Raw genomic sequence first — 26513 nt, forward strand, 5'->3', positions numbered from 1 at the left:
TGGTTCCGATACTTGTGCTTGGGTGATCGCCGGCATCAGCGGAAACGCGCAAAGGCAAAGGCGCCGTACAGGCGTCCGTGCAGGTGCCCCAGCTTGGGCGTGTGCAGCGCGCTGTTTTCATTACCCCAACTCACCAAATACAGGCTGGTTCGCCAATTCTGCATGTCGGCAACGCCAGGGCGGGAGGCCGACTTGAGCGCGTCTTCCAGCGGGACGACTTTGCCGCCTTCGCCTGCCTGGATCAGGGGGCGGCGATGGGGGTTCACAACGACCCAGTGCCGCTTCCGGAACGTGTTAGTGCCGCCGCCGCTGAGCAGGCTCGAGTCAATCTGGAGGACGATCCAGCTGTTCACCCAGTGCTTGAGCAGGCCTAGGTTGGCCGACACTGGGCTCTTCATGATGCCCTGGCCCATTGTGTCGCCGCGCAGGCTGCCGCCGACAGCGGCAAACCAGGCTTTGACGACATCGGGGTAGGTGACCGATCCGAGTTGATCATCGGGCTTGGGATGTCCGAACACCCAGCCGACCGGGCGCGTGGAAGCGCTGAGCGACGCCATCGTCATCCAGTCGAGATCGGAGATCAGCGCGCGGCCGGGTTGGGCCTTTCGTGCCTCGGTGAGTGCGGTGCGCGTGCCGATGCTGCTGTCGACCTCCACGATGCCGGCCTTGCCGCGAAAATCATACTCGCCCTTCAGCCAGAGACTGATAGCGTAGCTGACATATAGGTCCGGGCGATCCTCCAGCAGGCAGTAGAGGAAGGCGGCCGGGCCGCAATAAGAGGTGCCGACCTGACGGGGCAGATCCTTACCCTGCAACCGTCGGTTAAGCTGCGTGACCAGGTCGTTGCGGGAGATGGGCCAGCCGGCGGGACTCTTCTGAAGGCCGGCCGCCGCGGTTTGCGTCGCGGCGGCGCTCTTGCCCGGCTTGGGATTACCGTTTGCGGAGAACTGGCTCACGATGTTTTGCGCAGCCTTGAGGCGTGGTCCTTGAGCGATCGTCATTGCGCATGCTCCTTGGCGTAGATCGCCTCCAGATTATCGACGCCACTGTCTTCCGGGGCGTGAAGCTCGCGCTGTTCGGCAACGGCCTGATCCTGTGCCCGTTGTTGCGCGGCGCCCTCGGTCCACCGATAGCCTGCATAAGCGAGGGAGGCGCCGAGCGCCGTCAGCAAAATAGCGACAATCGGCCCCGCTCGGCCGCCTTGGGACGATGCCTGCTGGCTGGCCAGATCAACTTTGGGAGTGCCCAACAACAGGAACGCGGCCACCCCGAAGAACAACAGCAAGGCGACGTAGGAGAGCAAGCGCGGTCCCGCTGCTATGCCGTAAAATGCGAGGGCGAACGCCGCGACGGCTGCCAGTGCCAACAGGACGAGTGCCGGGGCGGCGCGCTTTCCCATGTCCTGCCGACGACGGGCGGCTTCGATCACCAGCTTTGCCGTGGTGAGGCCGAGAAGGGCGCCGGCGAGGGTGACCACCAGGACGGTCCCGTCGCGCATGAGCAGGATGGCGATCCAAGCTGGCAGCAGCGCTGCCGCGAGGAATGCCAGCAGGCGCAGGCGCGAGGTGCTGCCCCGGGCGGAGAAAAAGCCCTTCAGAACGTCCATCGTGCGGGCTCTCCCCGGTTTGCCGCTCGGCTGTCGGGAGAGACAACGCGATTGGGGAGTGGATTGCAATGGGGTTGTGTTCCCCCCTGACGGAAATGCGACGCGGAGCTTCGTCATCAGCTTGGTCGCTTGTGGGTGTGCCCGCTCTTCCGCCTTGGCCAACCCTTTCTTGCTTTCAGTGGGGGCTACCTGCGGATCCGCGAGAGGAATTCCGGGGACACTTTCCTTAACTCCGAAGAGCCGCGCCCCCCCTCGCCGAAGTAGGCATGGTGCGTGCATCGGCGACGTGCCTGGAAGCGCGGAAGCAAAGACGCGGGCCACGCCGCAGCTTCCTGCGCGAGTGATGCGAGCGTCTGATCGAGCGGTACCACTTCCCGGTCTTGCCGCGGCAGGTGGCCTGCACCCGGAAGCTCGTCCGGATCAGCGTGTGCGGCGTGCTTCCGAATGTAGCTTAAGGACTTCCTCCAGCGGCAAGGCCTGGATGCGCGCTCCGTTGCCTTCGGCCGAAACCGCACGGAACATCGAATTCAGCACGGCCTCCTCCGTTGCCTCCACGGTCGCCTGGAAGAGCGGCGAGATGCGATCGTTGGGAAGTTCGGCGATCGCGGCGACATCGCTCCGCCGCTCGGGCGTGCGCCGCACGCTCTGGGCGGTGGAAAATGCGACGGCATAGTCGCCGGAGCCGTTGGTGATCGGTGAACCCGTGCGTGCGATGCCGAGGAAGGCGCGGCGCGCGAGCCGCTCGAGATTGCGATCCGACAAGGGCGCGTCGGTAGCGATCACGATCACCACCGAACCGTCCCCCGCTGCCGAATGGAGTTCGTCCTTGAGATAATAGTTGTCGAGCAGGGTGCCGATCGGCACGCCGTCGACGCTGAGCACGCCTCCGTAATTGCTCTGGACGAGTACCCCGACCGTATATCCGCCAAGCTTCGGCGGAAGCCGCCGCGAACTCGTTCCGATCCCGCCCTTCCAGCCGAACGCGACGGTGCCGGTTCCCGCGCCGACCGAACCTTCCGCAACGGGCCCGCCTCGGGCGGCGTCGATTGCGGCGCGCGCATCCGCCTTCGTCACCCTGCGGCGGCGGATGTCGTTCAGGGCGCCGTCATTGGTCTCGCCGACGATCGCGTTGACCGAGCGGACCTGCTCGTTTCCGGTCTGCTCCAACGTCCACTCGATGGCAGAAGCGGCCGCCTCGGGCACCGACAGGGTGTTGGTCAGCAGGATCGGAGTCTCGATCTCGCCAAGTTCTGCGACCTGGGTCGAGCCCATGAACTTGCCGAAACCGTTCGCCACCGCGAAACCCGCCGGCACCTTGTCCTGGAAGAGGTTGCCCGCGTGCGGCCGTATCGCAGTGACGCCGGTCCTCACGGCGGTGCCTTCGATCAAGGTTGTGTGACCGACCTGCACCCCCGCCACGTCGGTGATCCCATTGAGAGGCCCCGGCTCCAGCACGCCGATGCGGATGCCCGCCTCCCGGACTCGCGGACGCTCGGCCGCCGAGGCGGACGCCGCAGCAACGAGCGCGGAGGCGGCGACGGCGGAACGCACGAACGGCTTCAGGACCATGATATCTCCTCGCGGCAGGGCATGCCCGAGCCTACAGGCTTTCGCCGCCGCGTCGAGCAGTCCGGCGCGCTCGCCCGTCAAGAGCCGTGGTGGCTGAGAGCGGCATGATCCGTCTCCGGCCATCGGATTGTTCGATCCGTGACAGGCAAGCCGTGACGGAGCGCCCAGGGAATACCGTCAAATTCCGAAGCCACTTTACTTAACTCCGACGATCGACCGTGTACGCGGCTTCGGACTGGTTTGGCGGGCCGGAGCGTGTGGAACCGCGCATTGACGTTATCCGAGGTACCGCGCATGTATCGGTAACGAGATGTTCTCGGTCGGGCGGACCTGACTTGTACGATTGGCAGTGCTCAAATTTGTGTTGGGGGTTGTGATTGCATGACGGCTCCGGCTGAAGGTCGATCCTACGTGGGCGCAAATGGTGCGCTGGTCACTTTCTTCTCCTCAGAAGGACGCAGCTCGATATCCCGAATGCTGGTCGTCGGGCTGGCGACGTTGCTCGTGCTTTGGACATGCACCCTTAGTCGTTGGGAACATGGCATCTTGGTCAACGTGCTGGTGGGCGCGATCGCCGGCGCGGCAATTGGCAAATTTGGCGTAGAAGCACGTCGTCGGGTGCGCGACGCAGGTTTTAACATGCAGCTCGTCGGCTGGGTGTGGCTCGTGCTGGGGCTTCTTGAGCTGGTGTCCTGGCTCGCGTTTCTCGAGTCGGACCCAGATTGGTCTCAATGGCTGTTTCTGGGCCTCAACTTTGTCGTGCCGCTGGTCGCCGCGGTGTTCTTGCTCGCGCCGAGCCGGCGAGGTGATGTCGGCAGGGTCCCAGACAAGCCCCGCTTTTGGCGCGGTCCGGCTTTCGGCGCCGCCTGTATCCTGTCTGGGATGGCGGTGGCGGCCGCTCTTACCGCCTATGCAAATGGCGTGCGCGACGCGATCGAGCGCCGCGCGCAATTCGAGGCCAGCCGCCCGGAGTCGGCGCGGTGAACCGGATCACCTCGCGCTATTTGCCCCGCGCCAAAGCGCTGGTTGCGGCATTCGAAAACGAGGGGCGGCCGACGGGCCGGGCGATGTCGCCTGCGCAAGAGGTGCGGCGCCAGCAGAGCCCGGCCGGCTGGTCTGTCACACGGGCGCAACTTGCGCGTCAGCTCAACGAACGGCTGAACGGGGCATCGCTTCCGCACCAGCGCACCACATCCTATTGCGGTTGTGCCGCCTTTCTCTACTGCTTGCTCGAAGATCGCCCAGACTGGTACGTCGCTTATGCAACTGCCGTTTGGCGCGGGGAGCCGTTCAACTTCGCATCGCCGCATGAGCGAGTGAGCATCGTCGTAAATGCAACAACTCGCGACTCGTTACGCGATATTCAAGCAAGGAGCGGCCGGGCATCGCGGATCTCCGACCTCGACTGGATGATGATGGCGAGCCTGAGCGCAGCGACGCGGCGCAACCGAGCCGCGCCGTCCACTGGTGCAACGCCATCCGACCTGTTCTCTGCCATTACTTGGCCCTGGATGATCCGCCGCTGGTTCGCTTCGGTGGGGGCGTCTGCGCGGCTCGACTCTGTCGGCCAAGGACTAATGAACGGCTCGATGGAAGACCTTCTGGAGTTACTGGACCTGTGGGGCAGCCACTGGCTAGTGATGCAGATCGACGCCAGTTTGCTGAGCGGCGGGGGCCAGTCTATCACTCAGCGGCATTGGGTGGTGATCGATCCCGAGATGCGGCCGCTTATCCAGGCGAAGGGCCGTAGCGCGATGACGCCCGGCGAATTCGCCCGGCTGCGACGTGCCCGGCCGTTCGGAGCAGGTACGATTCCGCAGGATGCATATGGTGCAGCGGCGGCGGCTAACCGGCAGAGCGCCGAGTATCGCGCTGCGCCGACCAACCTGCGTGTGGTAAGTTGGGGAAACGAGCATACGCCCATTTGGGGATCGACGATCGGCAACGTCGCGGATCGCTTCTACGGCGGTTACGCGTTCCCGCGCTTCAACCGCTGAGCGCTACGGGGTTGGAAGAACGCGCGCGGGAGGTTCTACTCTGGGATCGGGTATAAGACGGCCATGGAACTCCGGTGGGCCCCGCGGACACTTTAAAATCCCGGGATCCCGACCCCGGGGACACTTAAATCCCGAGGACACTTCACTTAACTCCAATCGCCGGCCTGGACGAATATTGAGAAGCGTGCTGCCTATGCAGCCCGGGGGGAGGTTCGGCCCGCTTATGCCCGGGCTTTCGCAGCGCAACGTCTGATAAATGCGCGACTTGCCGGCCGAAAAGTTTGAGTTTGAGCGCGACGCCAGAACAAAGGGGCGTTTTGACGACCGCAAGGCTGCGATGCCGTACGCCCTGGTGGACGCCGTTGGCCGAGGATCGGGAGTGACACGAATCTTGTACAAATATGTGGCGGTCCTAGCCACCGTGACGATCGGCATTTCGCCGGCCTTCTCGCAGCCCCCCGAGGGGAGAGTCTCACGGCAGTCGGAGGGATCGTACCGGCTCCCTTATGCCGATGGCACGACTCTTTCCGTGTTCGATGACGCGGATACACATCGGCCGGGCGGGGCACTCGATTTGATCGGCGAGCCCCGCACGGGCGGGCCGCATCGGATCGTGGCGGCAGCCGACGGAACCATCATGGCGTTGGTCGATCGATACAAAGAGAAACAGAGCGGCCGAGCCGCCGAACTCTGCCGGAACAACTATCTCTGGCTATCACACGTCAACGGCGAGTGGACGCTCCACTCGCACATGCGCAGCGGTAGCAGCAGCGCGAAGGCGGGACTGAAGGTAGGAGACAAGGTTAGAGCGGGTCAGTATCTCGGCGACGAGGGCGATGTCGGCTGCGCGATGCTCTCGCACCTGCACTTCGAGGTGGCCGTTCCAACCGCCGAAGGTCCGATCGATGCTCGAGGGTTCCTGACCGACAACGTTCGTCGGGAACGGATGCGCTTGCCGCGGTTCTGCAGCGTGGCGGGCGAGTACGTCCGGAAAGACACTCGCTACACTGCGCGCGCTTGTAAGTAGAAAACCGGGCGGACAGCTGATTTCAGCGTCTGAGCTGCTGCCGGGCTGAGCGGCACGCGGGCCCGATCCCTGCCTGCAGCTTGCGGCACGCCGTCCCGATCCCCTTGAGCTACGAAGTGGCACCGTGGCTCATGAGGCAAGCGGTCAAAAGCCGTCGGCCAGCCTCCTGATGCGACCCTGCGATCGACGACATGATCGGTGAACGGCGGGTTCCAGCGAACGCTGCCGTCCGCCGACCCACGCGGGGGCGACCGGACTTGGTCGTGAGGAGACATTGCAGGTCTCCAGCACAGATGAGATGCTGCTCTCACCTGAGGTGGAGAGACGATGATGCTGGCTGTAGGTTTGGCGAGCTTCGCGATTTTCGCGAAGGAGGTGCCCGCCGTTCCGGGGGCTTGTACTGGGCCCGCGAAGGAGAATGTCGGCAAACCCGGCTGCTTCTTGTCGACGCAAGTGGAAATCGGCTCGCCACCCGCGACGCTCTACTGGCATATCGTCCCCGCAGAAACCGAGGAGGTTGCGAGAGCCGGTGCGAAGGGACGGGCGTGGAGTGAAGCTGTTCAGGCCCACGGTCGCTGGTGGCTTTATGTTCTTTCGTCCGAGAAGATCGAGCCAGTCCTGCCTCCGCACCACGTTGCCGGGCCCTTCCGACTCGAACCTGGAAGGTCGATCGTCGCTCGCTTCATGGAGTCTTGGTTCCCCCCTGGAATGCGGACGCGAGCTCACGCTTATTCAGGACCCAAGGCTTTCTACGTGATCGATGGCGAGCAATGCACGGAAACGCCAACGGAGCGACACACGATCCGGGCCGGCGAGAGCTACATCGTTCCCGGTGGCGCGCACCTGCAGGCGGCGCCCAAAGGAAGGAAGAGCGTGGTCTTGATTCTCGCACCCGAGCGGGAGCCGTGGATGCGGCTGACCAGCGCCTGGGCCGGTACGGATTACTGCCGCTAGGCTTCCGCTTCATCGGCCTTCTCCCCTGCTTGAACGTGCTTATGACAGCGGGTCCAGGTCGGCAGGAGCGCACGCTTCGAACAGCTCACATCCGGGGGAGCATTTGGTTTTGTCGCAATCGGAGGTTCGCGTCTGGGCGGCTCACGGCCGATATTGGTCGCAAGCTTCCGGCGCGCTTTCGGCTCCGAGAGAATCCACTGCCAGGCAGCAGGTGCCGGCAACAAGCCTGCTTGAACCCGCCGCGTCACGGATGATGCGTCTCCTCTCACGGCATCGCCGGGCTTCAGCGCCTTAGTGAGCGCACATGGTCAGGATCGGCGCTGGCGACCGAGTCCCGGGCGTGCGCGAGCGAGCCGCATCGGCTGGTATGCCGGCCCTGTCGGCCTCGCAACCGCGACGGCAAGTGTCAGCAGCAAGGCGCCGACGGCAGCCCACCAGCATTGATAGATCCAGGCGGGCAGCGCTGCACCATTCCCTGGCGCAAGCGGCCAGCCTGGATAACGGCCGTAGCGATAGAGCGGATCGACGTAGCCGAGCCGGTCCAGCGTCAACGTCGCGACCAGGAACAGCACGGTGAAGCCCCAGCCGGCAAGCTTGTCCGGTGCGATCGCCTGGAGGAACATCGCCACGATCGCGAACATCAGCGCGTTGTAACAGGCCGCGCCGAACCAGGCTGGAAGCAAAGACGAGGCCGCGATGCCGCCGCCGATGGCAAGGAGCACCAGGGCGGTGATCGCGGCAGCCGAGATCATCGCGACCAGCACGATCGCAATCGCGAGGAACTTGGGAAGCAGGAAGGCCGCGGACCTTAGCGGTGTGGCGGCCAACAGCGCAGCAAGTCCGCGCTCGCGCTCCGACCAGCGCAGCTCGCCGGTGAAAAACAATGCCACGACGATCGGTGCCGGCTGGAAGGCCTTCGACAGGGTGACAACGACGAGACGCGGATCGGCACTGGTCCGCACCGGCCACATCGCCGCCGCCGCATTAGCGATCCCGAGCAGCAGCAAAGCCGCGAACACCGGCGTACGCACGATCTGACCGACCTCCAGCACCAGCCGCGCCCGGAACTGACGCCGGAAAGAGGGCACCAGCGGCGCGGTCGAGACCTCGCATCCGCCAGCAGGTACCCGATCGACCGCTTGCATCCGCCGGTCGGCGGAAGACGGCCGCGAGACGGCGCTGTGCGGGCGCATCGCGGCAGCGCCGAGCAGGGCGGCCGACATTGCGAGCACGAACAGGCGGTTCGCGATAAGGCCGGGCGCGTCCCATGGCACGGCGGCATCGAGCAGGGCCCCGCCCCAGCCGGCGGTCGCTTCGTCATAAGCGGCAAAACCGAAGGGCTCGAACAGTGGCAACAGCACCGCCCCGGCCCTGGCGCCGAGGCCGTAAAGGATCAGCAGGACAATTGCGCCGACCAGCGCGGCGCCCAGCGAACGCGCCAGCGTCGCCAGGACGAAGCCGACGCTGGCGCTGAGCAGCAGGTTGGGGATCGCCATCACGCAAAAGGCGAAGGCGAACGACTCCGGATCGGCCGGGCCGACCGAACCGGCGGCCACCCACGGCATCGCCGATCCCGCGACGATGCCGATTGGCACGCTTGTGAAGCACAGGAGGATCGCGGCGAACGCGCCGACGAAGCGCCCGAGGACCAGATCGCGCCACCGCACCGGCGCTGCCCGCAGGATTGGCGCGAAGCCGACCAATTCGTCGCGCAGCACCGCATCGGCGACGAGGGCTGCGGTGGTGAACATGAAGAACAATGTCCAGAGGAGGTGCGTCTGCACGATCGCTTCGGCGCCGTTGCGCAAGCCGCCTGGATCGACACCGACCCTGAGCGCGTCGATGCCGACCGAGCCGAGCACCATCGCCATCGAGATCGCGAACACGACGCGGAATACGTGTCCGCTCAGTTGCTGGCGCAGCTCGAACATGGCGATAGAGATCAGCAAGGCCTCATCCCCCTCTGCGCGCGAGGGCGGCGAAATAACCGTCTTCCAGCGTTGCCTCGACGGGTTCGAACCCGGCGCCCGGACTGTGCTCCGAGAGGACGTGGGCAACGATACGGCCTGTGACCAGCCGGGATGACAGCAGCCGGTCGCCCAACCCGGCGAGCTCGCTCCTCTCGACCTGCTTGCGCCACACGCGCCCTGCCAAGGCCTCGACGAGCGCTGTTGGCGAGCCTGTCATCAGCAGGCGTCCGCCTGCCAGAATTGCCATGCGCTCGCACAGGGACGCGACATCGGCGACGATGTGGGTGGACAGGATCACGATCGCGTTCTGCGCCGCAGCGGCGAGCAGATCGAGTGCCCGAAACCTTTCTTCAGGGTCGAGGCCGGCAGTGGGTTCGTCCACGATGATCAGCCGCGGCGCCCCGATCAGCGCCTGGGCCAGTCCGAAGCGCTGGCGCATCCCGCCCGACAAGCTTGCCAACGCCTTGTGCCGGACTTCGTGAAGGTGGACCTCGCGCAGGAGATGATCGACGAGATCCCGTCGCTCAGCCCGCCCGGCCACCCCCTTGAGCAGGGCGAGGTGGTCCAACATCGCGAACACGCTGACATGCGGGTAAACCCCGAATTCCTGCGGAAGGTAGCCAAGCGATCGACGCAGACGAAGCGGGTCCGCGAGCATGTCGATCTCGTCGAGGCGGATCTGTCCAGCGTCGCTCGGCGACTGGACGGTCGCAAGAATCCGCATCAACGTGGATTTGCCGGCGCCGTTCGGCCCGAGGAGCCCGAACAAACCCGGCTCGATGGGGAGGGTGATTGCATCGAGGGCGCGGGTACCATCTGCATAGACGTGGCTGAGGCGATCGACGACGAGCATGGCTCGATATACCGGGGTTGCCGGTGCCGTGCGACTGGTCGTTCCCCTGTCGTTCGACAAGTTCGACCTTGGGTCTGCTCGGCAGTGGGCCTCCTGGCGGCGGCGGGCAGCGGATCCACAGCATCAGTAACCGCTGACTTCGAACGAGATCCTATCGGCGTGCAGGACGACTGCGCCCGGTTGGCCGATCAGATCGACCGCCGTGAGAACCTTGAAGCCTGGTAAATCCCGGGGACATTTTACTTAACTCCGACTATCGTTACTTAACTCCGACCATCGGCCGCATGGACCCCCGGGAGTACTTTACCCTGCTGAGTGGATGTCGGGACGCTTGACGTAACTCCGACCGTCAGCCGACTCGCCGAGGTGCATGTCTAGCGCCACGAGCCGCTCGCCTCGGCACGCCGGCGCGCAGCGTGCAAAGTGTGGATCGGGCGGCCCCGCTCCGTCTTGAGGTGTGACAGAAGAGTCTCTTCCCTTACCCGACACACCCGGGTGCGTCCCGGCGCACTCGGCCGCGGAGCCGATCGTCGGCGGGGCCGCGCGTCAGCCCTGTCTCCGTCGCGTCGCCAGTGTCGATCGGGGCTGCTGGGCGCTGTTCGTCCGGCTGCTGCTGTGGGCGACGCGGAACGCACGGGATGAGGCGTACGGCCGAACAGAGGCGGCAATTTTGCCCGGAGCATCGCGCCGATGAGTGATGCCCGGCTTTCGGCGTTAGCGATGCGACAACGAAAGCTTCGAGCCGTGGGCGTGATCCCTGGAGCTCGCGCGCTGCCCAGGGTCCTGCTCATCGATCGCTATATCCTTCGCCAGGTGATCGGCTGGCAGGCGATCGTCGTCGGCGTGGTCATGTTCCTCCTGTGCGTCGAAACCACGCCGCGGCTGCTCGTCCAGATTGCCGGCATTCGCGAGGCCCCAAGCGTGCTGGCACGCTCGCTCGCCAGCCTGATGCCGGAATATATCGCGATCGCGCTTCCGATCGGCCTCTTTCTCGGGACGGCCCTGACCTTTCGGCGCCTCGCCAGGGCCGGCGAGCTCGACGTCTTTGCCGCCAGCGGTATCGGCAATGGCCGGCTGCTCATGGGGCCGGCGGCGCTCGGACTCCTCACCTGTGCGCTGCTGGTCGGGCTCAGGGGCTATGTCCAGCCGGCCGGCGAGCGCGAACTCGACTCGATCGGCATGGCGGTGCGGACGGGACAGTTCGGCTATTCGATCCAGCCGGGCGTGTCGCATCGGCTCGGCCGCGACAGTCAGCTCTATTTCGCCCGGATCGACGGCGCGTCCGGCAGGGTCGAAGATGTCGTGCTCCATCATCGCCACATGGTCGCCATGGCCAATCGGGCGACGCTCGATCTGTCCGCCGACGACCATGTCGTCGTGGCCCTCAACGACGTCACCGCAATTTGGGGCAGCCAGTCCGGCGAACCCCGGGTTCTGCGCTTCCGCGCTCTTCGCCTGGCGATCCCGGTGTCCGAGCGGCAACGCCCGCCCAGGCAGCCGCCCCGCGAGCGCCTCGACCGATTCTCACTCGGTCAGTTGCTGGACTTCGACCCGACACGGGATGGCAGCGCAGAGATCGACGTCGCGATGGCGCACGCCTCGGTCTCGGCGCGGGCCGCCGCCGCGATCCTGTGCTGCATCCTGCCGCTCTTCGGCTTCGTCCACGGCGTGCCGCCGAAGCGCTCACTTGCGGCGATCGGTCTCGGCGTCGGCATCATCGAGATCATCCTCTTCTGGCGGCTCTCGGCGCTGATCGAAGACCGTTTGGCGCCCGTTGCACCGGCCGCCCACGCCTTTTTGGTCGTGTTCTACGCTTTAGTCGCGTTTCAGATGATGCGTTTTCAGCAGCGGGCGGGCCTGGGCGCCGTCGAGCAAGCCCTCATCCACGTTATGCGATACGGGTATCGGGGCGTGATGGTCGTCTTCGGCCGCAGGAAGGCCGTGAACTGATCGCTTATCTAAGGCGGTCGATCTCTTCCGGTTGAGCGACTGAGAGTGCAGGATCCTGGTGGGCCCAGAGGCGGCGCTAGCTCAATCGTGTCGCGTTGCATTCCGGGTTGCCCAGAGCAGCAGCCGGCAGAACATTTGCCAGCCGCCTCGTTCCGATCCGGAAACGCGCCTCAGGAACGGGGGTTCGAGAGTTTCCGCCGGCGGAGGCCCCGCTGCGCCACATATCCAGGGCTCCAGCCCTATTGTCCCGGGGCGCATCCGCGAGCGCTGGCAAGAAGGTCTCCCGGCGCATGTCAGGCGGCCTGACGACGGGCCGCGGCCAGATGCCGATAATGGTCGAGGAGGTCGCCGAAATGGTGGGTCATGGTCCGGATTGGCCGCACCTCCGGCGAGATCCTCGGGCTGGTCACGAAGGTGCGGAGGGCGCGGGCTGCGTCGGCGGGATCGCCGGAGGCGAAGCAGAGGCCGCCGCCGGCGCGGGCATGGTCGGAGGCGCCGCCGCGATCGGGGACGATGAGCGGCAGGCCGGACGCCGTCGCCTCGGCCGCGACCATCGAGAAGGTTTCCGCCTCGCAGCCGTGGACGAGCGCATCGGCGCTGGCGAGCAGGCGCGCAAGCGCGGTGCGGTCTGCGATCGGTGACAGGAGATGGATGTGCGGATTGCCATCGATCTCGCGGACGGTCCGCGCGCGATCGCGCCCGTCGCCGACGAGGATGAGGCCGACCGGATGATCGAAGCTCACCGCCACCACCGCCTTCACGATCATCGGCCAGCGCTTCTCCGGAGCGTGTCTGCCGACGCCGACGAGCAGGGTCGCATCCGGCGGCAGCGCGCAGCGCGCGAGCAGGCGCGCGCGTAGGGCGGGATCGCACCGGTCCGGCGAGAACAGACCCGCCTCGACGCCCATCCTGTGGGTGGCGACGCGGCGAAGGCCCGCCGCGGCCAGGCGCCGCGACAGGCTGTCGCTGGCGCTCACGACCAGATCGAAAGCGCCGTTGACGCGGCGCAGGTGATTCCAGACCCAGCCGAGCTTGCGGTCGATGGTGGCGGTGCTCGCCAGCCCTTCGAACCAGCGATAGGCATAGGCGGCCATCGGGTCGGCGTGCATGACGAGGGCCCGGGCCGCATCACCGGGCCAGGTCGCGACGGCCGAGGCGCTGCGCCAGGGCGAAGAGGCCTCGACGAAATCCGGCCGTTCCCGATCGAGATGGCGATGGATCGTCGCGGCGTCCGCAAAGTAGCGATATCTTCGATCGAACGGGAAGCGCGGCGAGGCGACCCATTGGATGCGCGCGCCCCGCCCGCGCAGTTCGCTGCGGTCCTCCGGGCCCGGGGCGAGAATGACGATCTCGTGACCCAGTGCGGGCCCGGCGGCGAGCTTCTGATCGACATAGGTGCGGACGCCGCCGCCTTCGGGCGCGTAAAAGGCCGAAACGTCGACGATCTTCATGCGTCACCTTTTCAATGGGCCGAAGAAGAACGTGCCCCGGCGGTAGTTCATGACGATCCGGATCCGGGTGATGCCGGGCCCGGCCACCACCCGGGTCGCCGCCGCGCGTGGCCGAGAAAGGCCGAGCCTGGGATTGTTCGGAAACCCCACGCCGTCGACCGACAGTCCGAACTTCCGGTTGGAATCGCGGTCGTGAAGGAGCGACAGGCTGTAGGCGCCCGGTGCGGGGATCCGGATGCAGATTTGCACCCCGCCGCGTGCGGGCACCGGACCCGTCACCCGGCGGAAGACCTTGCGGGCCATGACGAGGACATTGTCGTCGGCGAGGAAATCCCGATCGTTGGAGGGATAGGCTTCGAGCTTCAGCAACCCCTGCCGATCCTTGAGCCCGGCCACTTCGACCAGAATCGCCGGCCCCGGCTCGTTGGCGCGGCACCGTCCCTCGGCAACGCCAAGCGACGGGCTGGACGGGAGCTGGGCGGCGAGCAGGAGGGAGATAATCATGGGCGCTCCTTCAGGCCGGCAAGCTCGCTGGCCGTCAGCACGACACCGAGAAGGATGTGGGTGGCGAGCAGCAGCGCCGCGATCATGCCGAGCATGGCCGCGATCTGGCTGTCGTGTCCGATCGCGACGACCGCCAAAGCGACGAAGGCGAGATCCTTGTTCGGCAGGAAGGGCAGGCGCGACAGCAGCAGGCGGAGCGCCGCGAGGATGAGCCACCAGCCGATCGGCACCTGGGGAAGGACGAGGTGCCACAGCAAAGACGCCAGCGCCGTCTTGACGATGATCCTCGCCGCGTGCGCCTCGATCACGAAGCGCAGGTCGGCGGCGGGGAGGCTGAAGAGCCGGTGCCGGAAGAGCAAGGCGGCAAGCGAGGTCGCGACCAGCACGATCGCGGAAAGATACAGGGCCTCGCCACCGAGGCTGAGCTGCAATTCCCCCAGGAGCGGAAACGCCATCGCCATCAGGATCAGAGTGAAGACGTTGCCGACGACCGCCGACAAGATGGTGACATCCTTGATCGCGCCGAACGGCGCCCCCGTCATCTGCGCGCGCTTGCGCGCCCAGGTGTAGAAATAGACCTCTCCGATATAACCGAAGAGAATCTCGTTGCCGATATATTTGCGGGTGAGGGCGACGAGGCCCAAGGCCGGGATGTGCCACAAGCGCCGGTAGATCGCCCATTCGCTGACGATCTGGACGAAGTAGGAGACGGCGAACGTCATCCAGAAAGCGGCGGAATCGGGCAGGAGCGCAATGAGCTCGGCCGGCCGGACCTCGCGCAGCTGCAGGAGGGTCGCGACCAGGACCGCGCCCGAAATGGCGACCCCGAGCCGATGCAGCCAGCCCTGCCGCGAGGCATCGAGCGGGGCAGGATCGGCCCGCGCCAAATCGAACCGTAGCGCAGGGTCGGGCGGCGTTGGGTCGGACCGCGCCGGATCGGGCGCCCGATAGGGTCCGCCGACCAGCTCGCCGGTCGCGGCGTCAGTCCGATACATAAGCGGGTTCGGAGGTGCTCATGCCCGTAGACGGAGCACATTCGGGATTTCCCCACTCACCCTGATTTTGATCCGGATATGCAGCCATTCGAAGAAGGCGAAGATAGGCGGGCGCCGCCCGTTCGACCCGAAATTGTCCGGCCTGTGCGCGAAGCGAATGACGGTCCGGCGCCGCGCCCGGTCTCGCCATTGCGGCCGCCAGGGCATCGACGTCGCCGCGGTCGACGAGCTGGCCGAAGCGGCTCCGTCCCAAGCTGTCTGTTCCGAGCAGTTCGTCCAGCGCGGCGCTGCTTCGCGTCGCAACGATCGACAGTCCCGCCGCCATCGCCTCGACGACCACGCCGGGCACGCCTTCGTAGTCGGACGACAGAAGGAACAGGTCGGCGCGGGCGTACCAGCTTGCGGTGTCGCTTTGATGCCCCGGCAGCGACAGGCGCGAGGCGATGCCGAGGCGATGTGCCAATGCCTGGAGCGCGCCCCGGCATGGTCCTTCGCCCACAATGACCAGCAGGTCGTCCGGGCCACCAGCGCGCGCGAACGCAGCCAGGAGGAGATCGAACCGTTTCTGCGGCACGAGACGCCCAACGGACAGGAACAGACGCCCTTTCGCGCCGTAGCGCACGGCCAGGTCGCGCGCCTCCGCGAGGCGCCGGGCTTCCGCTCCGTCGAGCACGGGGTTGTCGATGACGGTGACGCGCTCCGGCGGAATGTCGAGGGCGACGGCGATGCCGTCGCGCATCGACCCGGCCATCGCCACCCAATGGGGAATCAGCCGGCCCTGCAGCTTGAGCCAGGGCCGATAGGCGCGACGGGCGACGGCGTTCATGTCGGGCCGGTCGAAATCGTTGCTGACCTTGGCGACGAACGGCGGGCACGCACGCCCGAGCAGCAGGCGAAGGGCCACCGCCACCACCGTGTAGCTGTTGCCGGCGCAGAAGATCACATCCGGGCGGACCGCGCGGACGCGGCGCCAGAGGCAGAAGATCATCCACAGCGTTTCGAACCGCGCGGTCGAGATGGTGCCGGACGAATAAAGTGCGTAGTCGAGCGCCGGCGCCTCGTCGCGCATCGCCCCGTCGGCCCGTCCGAGGAGTACCGTCACGTCGGCACCCGCCGTCTGCCAGGCCTTGCACAGGCGCAGCGCGACGCGCTCGACCCCGCCGGGCTCGAAACTGTGAAGACAGACAAGGACACGCAAGGCGGACTGCACGCATCGACTCCGTTCGGGCGTTCAACCCGAGACGGAGCCGTTCCTTCATTTCCCCATCAGATCGCCGTAACGGCCGGGGACCCGGTCGGCGAGAAAGGCTGCGAGCGTGCGGTCGATATCGGCCAGCAAGGCCGGGGAGGTCGTGTCCCCCGGGTGCACTGCGAGCCGGACGACTGGAAGGGGACGCAGCGCGAACCTGGCGAGCGCGGCGAAGGCAAGCGAGCTCGCCTTGCGCGCGCGGCTGCGGCTCGCCCAGCTGACGACCGGTCCGCGCACCAGGGTCGCGCCATCGACGGGCCGCCAGACCTTCAGATGGTCTTCCGCCAGCGCGAAGCCTTCATCGGCGAGCGCCCGGATCGCGCCTTCGCCGTAGAGCCAGGCGGGCGCGATGAAGCCCGCCACCGGGCGACCGATCACATCCTCGATCAGGGCGCGGCCGTCCCGCATGCGCCGTGCGGCCTCGGCGCGGCCGAGCCCCAGAAACTCGCCCTCGCCGGCGGTCATGCGCCTGGCCTTGAACGCGGCAAGAGCGCCCCGATGACGCTGGTCGTCGCGGTGGCTCCAGCCGTGGACGAACATCTCCACCCCCCGGTCGGCCCATCCGCGCAGCCGCGCCTGAAAGGCGGCGTCGCGGGCAAGCGGCGCTTCGCTCCAATGATCGGGAACGACGAGCATCGCGAAATGCGGGCCGCTGAGCCGGCGTTCGAACCCTTCCGCAAGCCTGTCGATCTCGGCTTCGAAGCGTGGGCCGACGTCATGGATGGACGCGAGGAGACGCCTTGGCGGTTCAGAAACGGACATCGAGGCCGATCCTGAACGTGCGGGGCCGCAGCGGCGTGATCTGATTGCCCTGCGCCAAGGTGAAGGGGTTGCCGTAGGAAAAGCGGTTTCCGCGCACATTCGCGATGTTGTCGACGTCGAGCGTCATCCCCAGACGACCCAGATCCACGCGTGCGCCGATCCGGGCGTTCACGAAGCCGCCCTGGACGAGATCGAACGGAGCGACCGCGCCGAGGCGTGAGCGACCGACGTAGCGCGCCGAGCCGTCCAGGGTGAGCGAGGCCGTGGAGGTGAACTCGGTCCGGTAGCGGGCGGCAATGCGGGCACCGGTGCGGGCGATATTCGGAAGACTGTCGTCGTCGATGCCGATCACGCCTTCGTCCGGCGTCGTCAACTCGCTGTCGTTGAGGAACCCGGCCATCTCCAGGCTGAGCGACGGTGTCGCGCGCCACACGAGATCCAGTTCCAGGCTGAGGATGCGACCATCGCCGATATTGGTGGTGTAGGGCAGTCCGCGCGCATCGACGAGGTCCGCCTGGATGTTCTCCCAGGTCGCGGTGGACGCGGCGGCGGCGAGCGAGAAGCGGTCGACGCCGCGCCGCCCGTAGCGCAGGCCGACATCGAACGACCCGAGATTGTCCGACAGGAAACGCTGCGCCGTCGACGGTGCGCCGGTCGGCGACAGGGCCAGTCCGCCGGCGCGAAATCCCTCCTGATAGCGTGCGTAGAGGGTGAGCCGCCGGCCCGGCCGCCAGGTCACTTCTCCCATCGGGGCGGCCCAGACGTCCATTCGGCTTGCCTCCCGTTCCTCATCCGGATCATCGATGGGCGCGCCGGTCGACGAGGCGAAGGTGAGCCGGCCGCCGAGCGTAAGGTTCAGCCGAGGCGTCAGGCGCAGGCCATATTGGCCGAACAAAGCGGCCTCGCCGGTTTCGTTGCGTACGCCGGTGATGGCGCTCTGCGCGCCGGGCGGCCCGAGCTCGCGGGAGATCCGGTTCTCGCCGAGAAGGAGGCTCCATCCGACCAGCCAGCCGAGGCCGTCGCGATCGGGCCGCGACAAACGGGTCTCGTTCGACACGAGCCTGATGCCGACCGTCTCGTCATAGACTTGCGGGCCGGTCGTGCCTGGAAAGCCGGTCGCGTCGAACCTGCTCGCGAGGCTATGATCGACGAAGCTGGTCGCCGAGACCAGCTCGGTCCTTTCCCATTGCTTGCGGACGGTGATGTCGCCCATCGTATAGTCGTTGTTGAACGGCTGCGCGAAATTCGTCCGGCGCGTCAGCGGCGGCCCCCCGCGCAGCGCATATTGACCGTCCCGCCCGACGTTCGACTGGTCGAGGGCGCCGATCTCGATCCGCCAGTCATTGCCGGCCTCCCAGCGCAGACGGGCGCGCCCACCATAGCTCCGGGTCCGGTTGACGTCGCGACGACCGCGCTGAAGATCGTCGATATAGCCGGGATCAGTGGATCCGTAGCCGACCAGACGCAGTCCGATCCGGTCGCGTGCAAGCGGCACATTGACCATCGCCGCCAGATCGTTGCCCCAGCCTCCGTCACGGGTGACGAGCAGTCCCGCTGCAGCCGAAGCGGACTGGCGCGACGGATCGGGGGCGTTCGGGACGAGGCGCAGGATGCCGCCCAGCGAGCCCGAGCCGTAGAGCGTGTCCTGCGGACCTTCCAGCACCTCCACCCGATCGATGTCGTACAGATTGAGGTTGGGATCGGGCGCGTTGAAGGTGAGCCGGGCCTCGCCGAGATACTGGCCGATGGTCGACTGGCTCGGACCATTGAAGCTGCTGTCCGCAAGGCCGCGGATGTAGATCTTGTCACGCCCGGGACCGAGGCTCGTCGAGGCGAGCATCGGCAGCCGTCCGAGGATTGCATCGGTGGCGCGCGCGCCGAAGCGACCGGCATCGCTCTCGTCCAAATCGACCGAATGCGCGGTCCCGCCGAAGCGGTCGAGCGCGACCCCCATCTTGCTGGCGGTGATCACGATCTCTCTTTCCGGGGGACGGGGGCGCGGCGGCAGCACGACGCGTGCGGGTGTCGGGGAGGGTGACGGACGGCGCCGGTCCGCGCGCTCCGACCGGCGTGCGCGGGTGATGCGGACGATCCGGGGGCCCGCGAACCGGTAGCGGTAGCCTGTGCCGGCCAGCAGCCGGTCGAGCGCGGCGCCCAGCGTCATTCGACCGCGCAGCGGCGGCGTTCGGATCGTCGACAGACCGGTGTCGCTCGTGCCGATGCTCGTCCCGGTCTGCCCGGCAAGAGCGATGAGAGCGTCGCTCAGCCGTCCGCCCGGGAGGTTGATCTGCACGCTCTCCTGCGCATCCGCGGGCGTTGCTGCGGCGAGCGGGACGATCAGGACGGGGAGCAGGTCAGCGCGGCGCACCGGGCCCCGGCTCGATCCGCAAGCCATCGCCGGCGCGACGCACCCTGAGGTCCAGGGTCGCCGCCAAAGTGTCGACGCTCTCCCGGGCGTCGCGATCGACACGAAGCGAGCCGGTAAACGGCAGCGCGGCCACCGCGGGGTCGACGATGACCCGAGTGCCGAGCGTACGCGACAGGTCGCGCGCCACCCGCTCCAGCGGCGCGGCGCTGTAGCTGAGGCGCCCGCGCCGCCATCCGGCCATCTCCTCGGGCCTGCGCCGGCCGGTCCGGACTCCGGCACCCGGATCGTCGCCGGTCTCGAGCGTCTGGCCCGCGGACAGCGCGACGTCGGTACCGGCTCGTCGATAGGCGACCGCGCCTTCGATCACCTCGACGGCAAAACGCCGGTCGTCGCGTGCGACGTTGAAGACCGTGCCGACATCGATGACGCGGTGACGGCCGGCCGTGACGACGAAGGGGCGGGCCTCGTCGTGGCGAATGACGAACGTGGCCTCGCCGGCCGCGATCTCCGCCGAACGCGGATCACTCGGATCCAGGATCAACCGCGTGTCGCCATTCAGCATGAAGCTGTCCCCGGTGCCGAGCGCGATCGTGCGCCGTTCGCCGGGGCCGGTTGCGACCTCGTATTTGCTCGCGCCCCGTGTGAACGACTGGATGCTTATCAAGCCGATCAGAAAGATCGCGGCGATGGCGGCAAGCGCGGTCGCCCAGCGCCACCGGCCGTGCGCCGGTCGCCAACCAGCCTCGCCCTCATCATTGGCCGCGTCAGGGATGGCCGCACCAAGGATGGCGGCGACCGGGATTGCGGCGGCCGGAACCATCTCGGCCGTGATTGCGGCGTCCGCGAATTTCACCTCATCATAGGCGTCCGACCGGGCCGGATCGGCCTCCAGCCACGCCATGAACGCGTCCCAATCCTCGGTGCTGCCCTCCTTAAGGCGCAGATGCCAGGCAATCGCCTCGTCCCGGACCGTCAGCAGCTTTTGCTCAGTCATTGTCGCTCCCTCTCGACTGAGAACGGAGCGGATGCGGACTCTCCCCATCCAGGCTGGCCGCATCCAAACTCGCCTTGGCGGCGACAATGGCCTGATAGGCCTTGTGCAGGTGTTTCTCGACCGCGCTGACGCTGATGTCGAGCTCGCCGGCGATCTGCCGCTGCGGCGCGCCCTCGATCCGGAAGCGGCGGAAGATCTCGACCGTGCGTTCCGGCAACTGCGCGAGCGCGCGAGTCGTCGCCGCCAGCGCCTCGCGGCCGATCAACTGCCGCTCCGGCGAGGGGCTGTCGTCCACCTCCGACCCGAACTGGGTGCCGGTCCAGGCTTCTTCGCGCGCCGCACGGGCTGCGGCCGAGCGCCGGTGGTCGACCAGCAGATTGTCCGCCATCCGGCAGAGATAGGGAATTGGCTGTGCGATCGGGCCGATCACCTGCGTCTCGAGCCGCACGAAAAGATCCTGAAGCACGTCGTCGGCTTCGTCCGGAGTCGCCCGCCGGGCGGCGAGAAATCGCAGCAGGATCGGGCGGTTCTCGAAGAACAGCGCCTTCAAACCCGTCTCCGCTGGTTCCGCGTTCAGATGAATGAGACGAATCCTTGCTGAGCGAGGTCAGGAACGGCGTCGAACAAAGCTATCATCGTCGGATCCACCCAGCAACGCGCACGCTCCGGGCCCTTGCATCGCAAAAGTCGGTGTAACGCAACGAAGACGCCTCCATTCCTCTCTGGAGACGGAGACGTTGTCGATCTTCCACACTTGGCGCGAATGACCCTCCGCACGTCGCCGGCAAGAACGCACAAGCACGCCCGCCGGGTCGGATCATGCGCCTGCGATGCCGAGGCCCGGATCGCCGGCGAGGACAATCGCACGGCTCCCGGGATAAGCGCGCTGATGAACGCGCGTGGCCTGATGGAGCTGATCATCGTCACTATCGGCCTGCAGAAGGGAATCACGGGGCCGACGCATGGTTTCGATGCTGGTGCTGATGGCGATCGTCACCACCGTGATGGCGACCCCTCTGTTCGAGCGGGCAGAGGCCGCCGTGAGCCAGACGCCGCTGGCGGTGTTGAACGCGTCCGAGAACGCCCGATCACTCGTAACGGAGCGCGTGCACCGGCTTTTGCCGTGCCACGAGGTACGCGAGCGTGGCGACGCTGACCAGCGCAAGGGCAAGCGCGACCAGCCCGGCCGCCGGAAAGAGCCAAAGATGCAGCGGAATGCGCTCGGCAAAGCCGTTCAGCCAGCGCCGCATCAGCCACCAGGCTACGGGCCAGGCGAGGAGATTGGCGAGCAGGACGGGCCGGCTGAGCTGCCAGAGAAGCAGCGTGAGGATCTGCCTGGTGCTGGCCCCCAGCGCCTTGCGAAGGCCGATCTCCTTGGTCCGCCGCTGTGCCGCCGAGAGCGAGAGGCCGACGAGCCCGAGGCAGGCCAGGAAGATGGCGAGGCCTGAGAAGACGGCGAACAGCTGCGCATTGCGCTCTAGGCTGGCGTACAGCCGCTCAATATGCTCGCTGACGAAGGCACGCTCGATCGGGCCCGCATTTCCGGTGTCCCGCCACAGCCTGTCGATCCGCGAGAGCGTCTCCGGCATGTCGCGGCCGTCCAGCTTCACCGAGACCAGCCCCCCGTTCCAGATTTCGGGCGATTCGGGCAAATAGAGTGTGGGCTCGATCGGCTTTTCGATCGATTGAAAGGCGAAATCCGGAACGACGGCCACCACCTGCGCACCTGTCGCGCCGCCCGGAGACGCGCCCTGAACCGGCAGCGCTTCGCCGATCGCGGCGGCAGGCGAGGCAAAGCCGAAGGCCCGTACCGCCGCTTCGTTGATCACCACGCGGGTGACCGTCTTTTCGCCGTGGGGCGGAAGGGCGGAGAGCGTCCCCGCCAGCGGCCGCACGCCGTAAAGGGCAAAGATCGACGGCAGCGCCGAAACGACATGCACCACCAACTGCCGTCCCCGCCATTCGAGCGGGAGGAAGGTGTTTCCGCTGAGCAGGCTCTCGCTGCTGCACGAAACGGCGCGCACGCGCGGCAGCCCCTCGGCCTCCGCGACGAACGCGGCCGGGCAGGGGGCGGTGACGGTCAGCACCTGGTCGATGTTCATGCGAAGCGCCTCGCGCATCGCGAACAGCCGCTGCTGGTGCACCACCGAGGTGGCGATGATCAGGCCGATGAGGATCGCGAACTGGGCGGTGACGAGCGCGCTGCGCATGCGCCCGCCGCCCGCCGGCGCGACGTCGCTGCCGCGAATCGTCGCCGCGGGCGGCATGGAGGAGAGCAGGAGGGCCGGGTAGGCGCCTGCGGCAAGGCCGAGAAGCAAAGCCGCCGACAGCAGCAAGAGCAGCAAAGTAGGATCTTCGACATAATCGAGGCGCGCCTGGGTTCCCAGGAAGCCGTTGACCACCGGCAGCAGCCATTCGGCCGCCGCGAGCGCGAGAATGGTCGCCAGCAGCAATGTCAGCACCGTCTCGGCGAGAAATTGGCCTGCAACATGGCCGCGGCCGGCGCCATTCGCCTTGCGAATGCCGATCTCGCGTCGCCGGCGCTCCGCGAGGGCGACGCTCAGGTTGACGAAATTGGCGGTCGCGATCAGCAGGACCAGAAGCGCGACCACGCTGCCGATCACCAGGCGCTCGCGCGCGCCGGGATGGAAGCCCTCGTGCAGCGCAAGCCGGTCGATGCGGACGGGCTCGAGCCGATAGGCTGCGCGCACCGGCGGCGGCACCAGTCCGGCGATCACCGGCTGAATCGCCTTTCCCGCCTGCTCGGCCGCGATGCCCGCCCGCAGCCGGATGTAGGTGCGCACGGTGATCGAAAAGGCGCCCGGCTGATCCGCCTGCATCAGGGCAAGGCCGGACCGCGCGGCAAGGCCGGAGGCGAAGATGCCTGCAGTGAGGTCGGTGCTGCCGGGCGGCAGATCGGCAATGACCGCGCGTAGCACCATCGGCTGCCCCGCGACATCGATGGTTTCGCCCAACGCTTCGGCACGACCGAAATGCTTGCGCGCCATCGCCTCGGTCATGACGAGGCCATGGCCGCTGCGGAGCGCGGAAGCGAGGTCGCCGCTGAGAACGGGAAAGCGCGCCACATCGAAATAATCGGGATCGGCCCAGTAGATCGCCTCGGTCTGCGCGGTACCGCCGCGGCGCAGCTCCGCTTCGGCCTCCAGCAGCCGCGCTGCGGCTTCGACCTCCCCAACGTTCGCCTCGATGAGCGCCGCCGCGCCAGCCGGGCTCTTCTGCTGATAGTCCGGCACCATGCCCGGAGCGCTGACGACCGAGACGGCAAGATAGGTCCGCGCGTGCGCGGGCACGACATGGTTATAGGTGAGCGGGACCCGCGCGACGAGCGCCATCAGGATCGCGCCGGCGAGGCCGATGACGAGACCGGCCGTCGCGATGCCGGCAAGGAGCCGGTTGGCCACCAGGTTGCGGCCCCAGGCGACGAGCCAATGGTGCAGCAGCCGGGTCACAGCCGCGTCTCCCCGACGATCCGCCCGTCGAGCATCCGGATCGTCCGGTCCGCTGCTTCGGCATGGAGAGCGGAGTGGGTCACCATGACCACGGTCGTGCCTGCCGCTGCCGCGTCCTTGAGAAGGTCGATCACCGCTGCGCCGTTGGCGCTATCCAGATTGCCTGTCGGCTCGTCGGCCAGGATGAGGTCTGGCTTCGCCGCGAGCGCGCGGGCGATGGCCACCCGCTGCTGCTGCCCGCCCGACAGCTGCCGAGGCCGGTGTCGGGCGCGGTGTGTGAGCCCGGTCTGTTCGAGCACTGCATCCACCCGCCGGCGCCGTCCATCCACATCGCGGTAAAGCAAGGCCACCTCCACGTTCTCGGCGACGTTAAGCTCGTCTATCAAATTGAAGTTCTGAAATACGAAGCCGACATGCGCACGCCGGAGCTGCGTCAACTGCGTGTCGGAGAGCGTCGCCACCTCCTCACCCCGCAGCCGGTACGAACCTGCGTCCGGCGTATCGAGGAAGCCCAAGATGTTGAGCAGGGTGGATTTGCCGCAGCCGGACGGCCCCATGAGGGCGACGAACTCGCCGGCCGCGACTTCGAAGGAAATCGCATCGAGCGCCTGCGTCTCGACCTCGCCGGTGCGGTAGGCTCGGGAAAGCGAGCTGATCTGAAGAAACGGATCCATGAATGGATCGTACCGCGAATCGGGCCGCAGAAAAAACGCGGTGGATCAGAGTGATAGGGCTCGCCCAATGCAGGCCGGCTGCGGGAAGCGTCCGTATCCGGACATATTGAGCAGCGGCCTTTCGGCGGTTACGCTCGCGCCATGGAACGCCTGAACGCCATTCTGGTGATCGACGACAAGCCCGAAGTGCATCAGGCGGTGGCGCTCGCACTCGAACCGTGGGTCGCGCGGGTGGAGAGTGCCGCATCGCCCCAGGCGGTGCCGGCGCTGATGGCTTCCACCCGATACGATTGTGCGCTGCTCGACATGAACTTCACGGCCGGCGAACGGTCGGGACGCGAAGGCATCGACGCTCTCGACGCGATCAAAGCTGCCGATCCGGCGCTCGCCGTCATCTTGATGACGGCCTACGGCGCCGTGACGCTGGCTGTCGAAAGCCTGAAGCGGGGCGCAGACGATTTCCTGCTGAAGCCTTGGCGCAACGAGGCGCTGGTCGCCGCAGTATGCGAGGCAGCTCGCCGTACCGGGGCGGCGCGCGCCGGCACCAGCCTCGATGCGATGGAGCGCTCGGCCATCGCCGGCGCACTCGAACGGCACGACGGCAACATCGCCCGCAGCGCGGCGGAACTCGGCCTCAGCCGCCCCGCGCTCTACCGGCGCATGGCAAAGCATGGGCTCTAGCGCTTACGCTCGGCTCGGCACCGTCTCTGCTGTCGGCTGGCGACTTCTTTTCGCGAGCATCGCAGTTGCCTTCCTGTTCCGGCTGCTGACGGAAACCAGGCATTTTGCCAGCGCCTCCGTGCTCGCGGCCACGGCTGCCTTGCTGCTGGTCGACATCGTCCGGGTCGCCCTCCGCAGCCGCGAAGACGCCCGGATTTCGCCGGCCATCGAGGAACGGGCGCGGGCGCAGCAGCTCGATCAGGCCTTGGCGCTGCTCGACGCGGTCACCGTAGCACTCTTCGCACTTGGCCCGGACGGCCGCATCCGTTTCGCCAACCGCGCCGCGCGGGCCCTCTCCGGGGAGGCGGTGCGACTGGAGGATGCCTTGGACAGACCGGCGGCGGCCGAGGTCCTCGGCCTGCCGATCGGCGGCCGCCGGATCATCGCACTAGCGGATGGCCGCTCCATGCTGGTCTGGGTGGGTGCCGTTGCCATCCCGGACGGCGGGACCCACCGTCTGGTTTCACTGCAGTCGATCGCGGGGGAGCTGGACGCGGTTCAGGTCGGCGCATGGCACGCCATGACACGCGTGCTCGCCCACGAGATGATGAGCGCCCTGACGCCCGTGGCGTCGCTGGCCGAGAGCCTTGCGCGGATGGCCGGCGGCGACACGAGGCCGGAGGTCGGCGCAGCGGCTGACACGATCGCGCGGCAGAGCCGGCACCTGATCGACTTCGTCGAGCGCTATCGCGCCATCGCGGATCTGCCCAATCCCACGTTCGAGCTGCTGGACCTCGTCACCTTCTTTGAAGACATGAAGGTGCTGGGCGAAGCGCAGGTGCGGGGGCGCGGCATCGCGTTCTCCGCTGCCTGCTCGCCCGCCGCCGTCCCGCTCGAAGCGGATGCCGGTCTGTTGCGGCAAGCGCTTCTAAACCTGCTTCGCAACGCCGGCGACGCCGCCGCCGAGGCGGGCGGCGGCTCTGTGCATTTCGCCTGCGCGGTCAAGAATGCGGAGTTGTGCTTTTCGGTGTACGACGACGGACCGGGTATTCCGCCCGACCGGATCGAGGAGATTTTCGTCCCCTTCTACACGACCAAGGAAGACGGCGCTGGCATCGGCCTTGCTCTTTCTCGCCAGATAGCGCTCGCCCACGGGGGACGCCTCGCCGCCGCGCCCAACGACGGCCGCGGCATGACCTTCGTCCTCTCCATCCCGGCCGCGCAGGGTGGCTGCTGACCGTCCACATCTGGCTAATCCAGCCAGCGGTTTGGGAGGCATTCACGGAAAACTTCGCCAGACGCAGTCATCCGCCTAGTTGCGCAGGCACGACCGGGCCTGGTCGTCTGCTGCGATCTCCACCCTGCTGTGAACGGCAGCTATCCCGATACGCAATCTCCAGACGGACCCGACAGGGCACCGGGACATTTAAATCACCAATATTGCCTGATGGGGCGATGGG

General features: G+C 67.0%; 22 protein-coding genes and 1 pseudogene. 8 read left to right on the forward strand and 15 right to left on the reverse strand.

Annotated elements, in window-relative coordinates; all coding sequences use genetic code 11:
• Window positions 1-35 precede the first annotated feature (35 nt).
• The 3 genes from C7I55_RS01675 to C7I55_RS01685 form a co-directional block, all read right to left on the reverse strand.
• Window positions 36-1001 (reverse strand): hypothetical protein, encoded by a 966-nt coding sequence (locus C7I55_RS01675; RefSeq protein WP_106511142.1) that lies wholly within the window; start codon window positions 999-1001, stop codon window positions 36-38.
• On the reverse strand, window positions 998-1606 hold the full coding sequence (locus C7I55_RS01680; RefSeq protein ID WP_106511143.1) for a hypothetical protein: 609 nt from the start codon (window positions 1604-1606) through the stop codon (window positions 998-1000). The genes C7I55_RS01675 and C7I55_RS01680 overlap by 4 nt, the downstream gene beginning before the upstream one ends.
• Window positions 1607-2026: 420 nt before the next feature.
• A complete protein-coding gene (locus C7I55_RS01685) occupies window positions 2027-3175 on the reverse strand; it encodes a DmpA family aminopeptidase (protein WP_106511144.1) in 1149 nt (382 codons plus the stop codon).
• 546 nt (window positions 3176-3721) lie between these two features.
• Here C7I55_RS01685 and C7I55_RS01690 point away from each other — a divergent pair.
• From C7I55_RS01690 to C7I55_RS01710, 4 genes are all read left to right on the forward strand, one after another.
• On the forward strand, window positions 3722-4159 hold the full coding sequence (locus C7I55_RS01690) for a hypothetical protein (protein WP_158266238.1): 438 nt from the start codon (window positions 3722-3724) through the stop codon (window positions 4157-4159).
• Window positions 4156-5172: a hypothetical protein gene (locus C7I55_RS01695; RefSeq protein WP_106511146.1), complete on the forward strand. Its 1017-nt coding sequence runs from the start codon at window positions 4156-4158 to the stop codon at window positions 5170-5172. Before C7I55_RS01690 ends, C7I55_RS01695 begins: the two co-directional genes overlap by 4 nt.
• Window positions 5173-5428: 256 nt before the next feature.
• Window positions 5429-6199, forward strand: coding sequence for a M23 family metallopeptidase (locus C7I55_RS01705; RefSeq protein ID WP_106511147.1), 771 nt, complete (start codon window positions 5429-5431; stop codon window positions 6197-6199).
• A 327-nt stretch (window positions 6200-6526) separates the two neighbouring features.
• On the forward strand, window positions 6527-7153 hold the full coding sequence (locus C7I55_RS01710) for a cupin domain-containing protein (RefSeq protein WP_106511148.1): 627 nt from the start codon (window positions 6527-6529) through the stop codon (window positions 7151-7153).
• Window positions 7154-7461: 308 nt separating this feature from the next.
• Here the strand turns inward: C7I55_RS01710 and C7I55_RS01715 are convergent, their stop codons facing one another.
• Both C7I55_RS01715 and C7I55_RS01720 read right to left on the reverse strand, forming a co-directional pair.
• A complete protein-coding gene (locus tag C7I55_RS01715) occupies window positions 7462-9102 on the reverse strand; it encodes a hypothetical protein (protein WP_106511149.1) in 1641 nt (546 codons plus the stop codon).
• 4 nt (window positions 9103-9106) lie between these two features.
• Entirely contained in the window at window positions 9107-9976 is an 870-nt protein-coding gene (locus C7I55_RS01720; RefSeq protein ID WP_106511150.1) for an ATP-binding cassette domain-containing protein, read from the reverse strand.
• Window positions 9977-10726: 750 nt separating this feature from the next.
• Between C7I55_RS01720 and C7I55_RS01725 the strand changes: the two genes are divergently transcribed.
• Window positions 10727-11926, forward strand: a complete 1200-nt coding sequence (locus C7I55_RS01725) for an LptF/LptG family permease (RefSeq protein WP_158266239.1) — start codon at window positions 10727-10729, stop codon at window positions 11924-11926.
• Window positions 11927-12219: 293 nt separating this feature from the next.
• Here C7I55_RS01725 and C7I55_RS01730 read toward each other — a convergent pair whose 3' ends face one another.
• Genes C7I55_RS01730 through C7I55_RS01765 form a run of 8 tightly spaced genes read right to left on the reverse strand, consistent with a single transcriptional unit; the run spans window position 12220 to window position 20799 of the window.
• Complete coding sequence (locus tag C7I55_RS01730) at window positions 12220-13377, reverse strand: glycosyltransferase (RefSeq protein ID WP_106511152.1); 1158 nt, start codon at window positions 13375-13377, stop codon at window positions 12220-12222.
• Window positions 13378-13380: 3 nt separating this feature from the next.
• The gene (locus C7I55_RS01735) at window positions 13381-13881 is read right to left on the reverse strand and encodes a DUF2141 domain-containing protein (RefSeq protein ID WP_106511153.1); all 501 of its coding nucleotides are present in this window, start codon (window positions 13879-13881) and stop codon (window positions 13381-13383) included.
• Complete coding sequence (locus C7I55_RS01740) at window positions 13878-14876, reverse strand: hypothetical protein (RefSeq protein ID WP_106511154.1); 999 nt, start codon at window positions 14874-14876, stop codon at window positions 13878-13880. The genes C7I55_RS01735 and C7I55_RS01740 overlap by 4 nt, the downstream gene beginning before the upstream one ends.
• Window positions 14863-16086, reverse strand: a complete 1224-nt coding sequence (locus tag C7I55_RS01745) for a glycosyltransferase (RefSeq protein ID WP_106511155.1) — start codon at window positions 16084-16086, stop codon at window positions 14863-14865. Before C7I55_RS01745 ends, C7I55_RS01740 begins: the two co-directional genes overlap by 14 nt.
• Window positions 16087-16131: 45 nt before the next feature.
• Window positions 16132-16887, reverse strand: coding sequence for a DUF2334 domain-containing protein (locus C7I55_RS01750; RefSeq protein WP_106511156.1), 756 nt, complete (start codon window positions 16885-16887; stop codon window positions 16132-16134).
• A complete protein-coding gene (locus C7I55_RS01755) occupies window positions 16874-19255 on the reverse strand; it encodes a TonB-dependent receptor domain-containing protein (protein ID WP_158266240.1) in 2382 nt (793 codons plus the stop codon). The genes C7I55_RS01750 and C7I55_RS01755 overlap by 14 nt, the downstream gene beginning before the upstream one ends.
• Window positions 19242-20249, reverse strand: a complete 1008-nt coding sequence (locus C7I55_RS01760) for a FecR family protein (protein ID WP_158266241.1) — start codon at window positions 20247-20249, stop codon at window positions 19242-19244. The genes C7I55_RS01755 and C7I55_RS01760 overlap by 14 nt, the downstream gene beginning before the upstream one ends.
• A complete protein-coding gene (locus C7I55_RS01765) occupies window positions 20242-20799 on the reverse strand; it encodes an RNA polymerase sigma factor (protein WP_233221989.1) in 558 nt (185 codons plus the stop codon). The genes C7I55_RS01760 and C7I55_RS01765 overlap by 8 nt, the downstream gene beginning before the upstream one ends.
• Before the next feature lie 273 nt (window positions 20800-21072).
• Between C7I55_RS01765 and C7I55_RS28665 the strand changes: the two are divergent.
• Window positions 21073-21274 (forward strand): annotated as a pseudogene (locus tag C7I55_RS28665) (cation:proton antiporter); the annotation flags it as partial.
• 63 nt (window positions 21275-21337) lie between these two features.
• On the opposite strand, the gene C7I55_RS01775 reads toward C7I55_RS28665, so the two are convergent.
• Together C7I55_RS01775 and C7I55_RS01780 are read right to left on the reverse strand one after the other, a co-directional pair.
• Window positions 21338-23719, reverse strand: a complete 2382-nt coding sequence (locus tag C7I55_RS01775) for an FtsX-like permease family protein (protein WP_106511160.1) — start codon at window positions 23717-23719, stop codon at window positions 21338-21340.
• A complete protein-coding gene (locus C7I55_RS01780; protein ID WP_106511161.1) occupies window positions 23716-24393 on the reverse strand; it encodes an ABC transporter ATP-binding protein in 678 nt (225 codons plus the stop codon). Before C7I55_RS01780 ends, C7I55_RS01775 begins: the two co-directional genes overlap by 4 nt.
• Window positions 24394-24534: 141 nt before the next feature.
• Here C7I55_RS01780 and C7I55_RS01785 point away from each other — a divergent pair, with 141 nt between their 5' ends.
• Together C7I55_RS01785 and C7I55_RS01790 are read left to right on the forward strand one after the other, a co-directional pair.
• Window positions 24535-25074, forward strand: a complete 540-nt coding sequence (locus C7I55_RS01785) for a response regulator (protein WP_106511162.1) — start codon at window positions 24535-24537, stop codon at window positions 25072-25074.
• A 118-nt stretch (window positions 25075-25192) separates the two neighbouring features.
• Entirely contained in the window at window positions 25193-26290 is a 1098-nt protein-coding gene (locus tag C7I55_RS01790) for a sensor histidine kinase (RefSeq protein ID WP_158266243.1), read from the forward strand.
• The last annotated feature ends 223 nt before the right edge of the window (window positions 26291-26513 follow it).

Source organism: Allosphingosinicella deserti (assembly GCF_003012735.1).
GTDB lineage: Bacteria > Pseudomonadota > Alphaproteobacteria > Sphingomonadales > Sphingomonadaceae > Allosphingosinicella > Allosphingosinicella deserti.